The organism is Spirochaetales bacterium (genome assembly GCA_016930085.1).
Classification (GTDB): Bacteria; Spirochaetota; Spirochaetia; order SZUA-6; family JAFGRV01; genus JAFGHO01.
This window is the reverse complement of the sequence record JAFGHO010000130.1, coordinates 21,339-27,534: the sequence shown is the minus strand read 5'-3', so window position 1 is coordinate 27,534 and position 6,196 is coordinate 21,339. Positions and strand designations below refer to the sequence as shown.

Here is a 6,196-nt window from a genome sequence, read left to right as displayed (position 1 = left end):
GGCAACGCCGACTACTCCGCCGGGAACGGAATATATCGGTGATGTGAACTCAAACGGAAGTATCGATATTGTCGACGCATTACTCGTGGCCCAGTATTATGTCGGTCTTGACCCTGCGAATTTCAATGCATCGAATGCGGATGCAAATTGTAACGGGAATGTCGACATTGTCGATGCCCTTTTGATTGCCAGGTATTATGTCGGACTCATTGCTGAGTTCTGCTAGGGTTGGCTTGAAAAAGGGATAACATTGGTGAGATACGATCGCTTCCGTGTCTCACCGTTTCCTTCAATGACGCCGTTCTTTTTCGTACCTCACGCCCCGTCTCTTTTTTATATCCGTATCCCGGTATCGATATTATGCATTATCCGATTGTCCAGGGTAAATATTCCTCACCATGACGGCAAATAAATGGTATCAACGTATGTTTTAATCCGTCAATTTAGTCTATATTATAGGGGGAAAGGAAACAGTATGAAAATGACAATAGGAAACGTTACGCTTATAGGAACCTCGCACGTTTCCGAAAAAAGCGCGGACGAGATAAAAGAATATTGCGACAATAATCCCGTTGATATTATTTGTGTGGAACTCGATGAAAAACGATACGAGCAGATGATGAGGGGGGATGTCGGCTTTTCCGTGGACGAGATGACCCGTATGGTGGACAGACTCGGGATTCCAGGCTTTGTGCTTTCAGTTATTATTTCCGCGGTACAGCGGATTATTGCATTTCTTCTGAATCTGAAACCGGGACACGATATGCTGACCGCCGTCAATTATGCGAAACAGCATAATAAAAAACTCGTATTTATCGATCAGACCGCGGAAACGACATTACAGCGGTTTTCACAGGCTTTCACTATAGAGGAGTTTCTGTCGATCGGTCCAAAGCTGTTTATCATGACCGTCGACGATATCCTTCATCCCGATAGCGATCTGTTCAAGGGCATTAACCTGCATGACGTTCCACCACCCGAATTAATTAAAAAGGCAAACGAACGAATGAAACATATTCTTCCGAGTTTTTATAAAGTCGTGATTGAAGAGCGAAACCGTTATATGGCAGAGAAAATAAAGCTTCAGCAGCAGGTAATGCCGGATGCGGCTTTTCTGGCTGTTATCGGTGCGGGGCACTGCGAAGGTGTCGCCGCGTACCTTGAAACGGAGAAATAAGGTTGTTTCATGCCTTACAGGTACAGAAAAAGCCGATTTTTCACGATTTTTTATTATTTCACACCCTTTTTTATAATATTTTTATTTTTTTTCTTGATTAAATCATCAAAATGCCAGTATAATTGGGCCAAATACTTTATATGGAGGTAGTAATGGCTAATAAGGAAGTGTTAGTTGTTACATCAAAAGTCAAGGCTTATATTAAGAAAAAGGGGGGGTTCAACACCTCGGCTTCTGCAATAGAAGCTCTTTCAGACAAAGTGAGAGAGATTTGTGATCAGGCTATTCAGAATGCAAAAGACGATAAAAGGAAGACGGTAAAAGACAGAGACATCTGATTTTTTATCGCCTTACTCTCCCGTTTTGTGGTACACATGGGTGTTTGATTTTTGATACCTGTCGATCTTACTCCTGAAAAGATATAGCAGGTAAGGTTTCTTCAAGGCAAGGGTTCCCCTTGAATAGGCAAAATGATTTCATTTTGCCTATTTTTTTGCTTTACTGTTTTCATTATTAAAACAGATAGTATGAATGATATTGATTTCTGATGATGAATACAGTATTATTGATGGCATGACGATGAAAAAAAGATTGCATATCCTTTTTTCGGCAGGTGTGGTTTTTTTCGTATTACCATTTTGCTTCGGAAACACGAATGCCATTTATTTTCAATATCTGCCCGAATTTTATTCGATTAAGTCGTCCTGCAGCAAACTTGTCGAGTACGAGTATATGACAATAAGCTGGACTCCGGAATGGAAATACGACGTTGATAAAGAAGAGGTTACCGCTTTCCTCCAGCGTTTTTATAAAACGGTTTGTGTGCTTGCAGAAAAGTATAAAAGCAATATGGAGATTCTTCTTCTCAAGGCACTACTCGAGCATTATCAATACAACCTCGATATAGGGGATTTCTTCGAGAGTGTCGGAGAAACAATACAAAAGGCAAAGGCACTGAACGGGAAGGATTACAGACCGGGATGGATACTGGCAAATCATTATTTCAATGCGAATTCTCCGGTGGAAGCATGGAAAGAATACAGGGCCGTTTTCCTTTCACGCTGTTATAACGATATTTCTCCGTATTTCTGGGACGATTATGCGAAATTTTCACTTATGGCGATGATGCCGGGGAATGCAAGGATGGCCTCATCATATGCAGGGGAACTATTTGGGCATACCTCCGATTTTGAAAAAACAATGGGAGGCCAATTGGAAAATACTTTCGTGACTATCGGAGGTGATGCTGATCTGGAGGATAAAGATGTCTGGGATTTTTATCGGTACATACCCGAGCAATGGCTATTTCTTCAAAGCAAGCTATTGGGGATTTCGATTGAGTTCGACGAGGAATGGGAAGATCTGAAACTCATGGGATTGAAGGATTCCAAATCCTATTTCTATGTTCTTTTAGGGCCCGAAAAAGGACTGGGCGATTCAGAAGTCCACTATAGTATTTCGATTCTGATGTTTGTTGCTTCCGAGACAATAGACCTTGACTTTGTGCTTTCCAGATCATTTTCAAAGGCAAAGGGGTATAAAAAATCAGATATTAATGTTTCATTACAGGGAGCGACGATATTGGAAGCGGTTTCTAGCGATGTCTATGCCGAGCAGGGGGGGGCACGGACGATTGTCGTCGCACTGAAGAGAGAACGACCGCAGTGGCCCGGTATTATGATTGAAAAACCGCGTGTTATCGAAAGCGATGAAGGAGAAGAAGATACTCGCTATTATGTTGTAAATAAGCAGTATATACGGCTTGAGGAACCAATCATATATATCATTCTTCTCGATTCCTGCAAATCGATCTATGAGAGGTCAAAAACAGTCTTTCTCGATTTTATCGAAAACAAGCTTGTAATTGAATAATCTCATATAACCGGTATAATCGACGCTGGAGATATTATCCGGCGATGTATCATCGTTGCCTGATCTTATTACATAAATAGAATATACAAAACAATAGATATACATAGGCATCGCATCTTTCTAGGAGGTGGATGCTCTTATAGATGTATAGGAGTCTTTGCCCGGTCTGAATCGAGAAATCATCTTATTGTCCGATAAAAGATTCAATGATACACTTGACAGGGTATATATTGTGTATTGTTTATGAATCATAATAAAAATGGAGGTTCGGATGAAAAGAAAAAAAAGATGCAGGGTGGTTGAGGTATATGTGTTTGTCTGTTTCCTGATGATATCGTCGGCCATAACTTCACATACACAGACACTCGGTGATGTGAACAATGACGGAACGGTCAATATTGTCGATGCGCTTGCCGTTGCGCAATATTCGGTACAGATGAATCCATCGCCCTTTTACACTCAGGCGGCGGATGTCGATGCAAGCGGGAGTATCACCATCGTCGACGCCCTTCTCGTGGCCCAGTATTATGTGGGAATCATCAATCAGTTCCCGGGGGCACAGACAAATCCCCCGACACCGGTCCCGACGCAGGTGGTAACGACCACCACCACTACAACGACGACGTCGACGGGCGGTAGCGGCGGCGGGGAGGTGACGAAAAGCGGAAGCACATGGAACGCGACGGTGAACGGGTCCAGTGTCTATACTGGGAACAAAATGTTCGATGCGGTCAATGCGTGCATTAACGGGCTCGGTTCTGGAACGGTGAATATAAGGAGTTCCGGGGATTCCGGGCCGGGAACCGGCGATATTTATGCGATAAAACCCTCAAACAATATAACGCTAGATTTTCACGGGAATACGGTAAACTGTAACGGGGACGAATATATCGTCTGTGTCCAGGCCGATAATAAAAGCAATATCGCGGTTCGCAACCTGGTCGTTACGGGCAACCCTCGTTACGGGATTTGGTTCCGGACATGCAGCGGTATCGATATTCATTCGATTACCATGAACCTGTCGGGTGGATTGGGTATTCGTGTGGATGACAGCAAGGGCGGGTGGTCGAGGGATTTGAGCGCCGACAATATCAACATCACGGGTGCGGGCAATCACGCTTTTGAGACCTACGGGGTCGACGGGATCGAGATCGGGACCGTGAACGCGACCGATGTCGCGTATTGCGGTGTGCTGTTGAACAATTCGAGAAACGCGACGGTCGGAACCGTGAACGGTATCAGGTGCTGTCCTGGCGGCGGGTATGCCGCGTTCAGGTGCGCGAACAGCAATGGACCGAACATCAGGGTGAACAGGGTATACGCGCGGGGATGCGGTCGAGGTTTTTTCAGTGTTTCCGGAAGTACCGATTGTACGATCGACAGCGTCGATATTGCCGATTGTACGGATATCGGTATATGGATACAGGATTCGACAAATACACATGTGAACGGCGGAACGGTCTCAAACAATGCCAACGGATGCTGGGCGATCACAGGAGACAGCTCGGGGAGTTCGGTGAATGTTTCCTGCAACTGACCGTACATAACGCCATCGCATTATAACGTCCGATCCTACCCGTAAGGACGACAGCTATATGTCATGTTTTTATTATAAATCGGTTATAATACATAGCTTTGATAATCGGGATAAAAAAGAAAGGAAACCGTCATGCATAAAACCATAAAACTATCGATGTTACTTGTATTGATCCTTCTCCCCTTTATCCTCACGGCCCAGGAAAATCCGGGGGATGTCTGGTGTGTTATTCCGGACGGGATCGAGGTGGGAGATCACTTTGTTTTCGAGATTCGCGTGAATACCGGCAGCCAGATGCTTGCAGCCTATGGTATAGAAATTCACCTGGACTTCAGGTATTACGAAATGTATCATCTTGATGAGGCGTACTACGGAATCGTCGCGGGACCTGCCGGATTTCTCTCCGTCGCATCACCGGGTACCGATTATTTTATCTGTCAGGGTTTTGATACGAGTGGTGTGGGACCAGGTACGAGTCTCCATCTTCTTAACGTCCACTGCACCGCGCTTGAAAATGGGGTGAGTCTTGTAACACTAAAAATCAATGATCTCAGTGATGCAAATACCGACACGATCGGAACACCGCGTGCAATAAACGGATGCCTGACAATCGGAAGCAACGGGATCGCCGGCGATGTGAACCAGAGCGGGGAGGTGAACATCATCGATGCCCTGCTTGTCGCGAAATACTATACCATGTTCGTCACGGAAACCCCCATCGATACCGGTGTGGCGGACGTGAACGGGAACGGGAATATCGACATCGTTGACGCTCTCCTCATCGCTCAATACTACGTGGGACTGATCGGACCGCTTCCTTTTTCGGGCACCCCCCATCCGGCACAGGACCCGACCCCGGTACCGGGAGGAGACCCCACCCCGACACCTGAGACGATAGATGTCCCGGATGAAAATCTTGCCCAGGCAATCCGGACTACCTGCATGCTTCCTGCTGGCGAACCCATTCCGCGGAGCGAGCTCGAAGCGTTGACAAGTAACTACTTTTACCGACGGGAAATCTCGGACATTACCGGACTCGAGTATTGTACCTCGATTACCGATCTCAGATTAAGTTACAATCAGATCACGGATCTGGGTCCCCTTGCGGGCCTGAAGCAATTGAGTGTTCTTTATCTGGGGGACAATTCGATTTCCGATCTCACCCCGTTATCGGGACTCGACGGGTTGACCGAATTATACCTCTTCGATAACGAAATCGAAGACATTACGCCGCTTGAATTGCTGAGGAATCTTCTCCTTCTCCAGTTGGGCAACAACGCGATATCGGACATCGGTCCTCTTGCCGGTCTCGAAAATCTTTCCGAACTCTGGCTGCATGGAAACGCGGTCAGTGATATATCGGTCATAGGCGGCCTGACAAAATTGACTTACCTGAATCTGAATGAGAATGAGTTGGAGGATATCGGCGCGGTTTCAGATCTGCCGCTGTTGAAAGAGATTCATTTCGAGAATAATAACGTGAGCGACATCAGTGCGTTGTTTCGGTGTCCCGCTCTGCAGTCGATTTATATGAGGAATAATCCGATTTCGGAAGAAGATTACCAGGCGCTCGATGCGGCATTTCCCGACGCTTTTATCAGATATTGAGA

At 45.7% G+C, this 6,196-nt stretch carries 6 protein-coding genes; all 6 read left to right on the top strand.

Annotated elements, in window-relative coordinates; genetic code table 11:
* Positions 1–226, top strand: a 226-nt coding sequence (locus JW881_21775) for a dockerin type I repeat-containing protein (GenBank protein MBN1700156.1), incomplete at its 5' end; no start/stop codon positions are given.
* A gap of 249 nt (positions 227–475) precedes the next feature.
* Positions 476–1,177, top strand: coding sequence for a TraB/GumN family protein (locus JW881_21770; protein MBN1700155.1), 702 nt, complete (start codon positions 476–478; stop codon positions 1,175–1,177).
* A gap of 152 nt (positions 1,178–1,329) precedes the next feature.
* Positions 1,330–1,515, top strand: coding sequence for a hypothetical protein (locus JW881_21765; protein MBN1700154.1), 186 nt, complete (start codon positions 1,330–1,332; stop codon positions 1,513–1,515).
* A 241-nt stretch (positions 1,516–1,756) separates the two neighbouring features.
* Positions 1,757–3,049 carry a hypothetical protein gene (locus tag JW881_21760; protein MBN1700153.1) on the top strand — a complete coding sequence of 431 codons (1,293 nt, stop codon included), beginning with the start codon at positions 1,757–1,759 and terminating at the stop codon, positions 3,047–3,049.
* Positions 3,050–3,320: 271 nt separating this feature from the next.
* Entirely contained in the window at positions 3,321–4,586 is a 1,266-nt protein-coding gene (locus JW881_21755; protein ID MBN1700152.1) for a dockerin type I repeat-containing protein, read from the top strand.
* 132 nt (positions 4,587–4,718) lie between these two features.
* Complete coding sequence (locus JW881_21750) at positions 4,719–6,194, top strand: leucine-rich repeat domain-containing protein (GenBank protein MBN1700151.1); 1,476 nt, start codon at positions 4,719–4,721, stop codon at positions 6,192–6,194.
* The last annotated feature ends 2 nt before the right edge of the window (positions 6,195–6,196 follow it).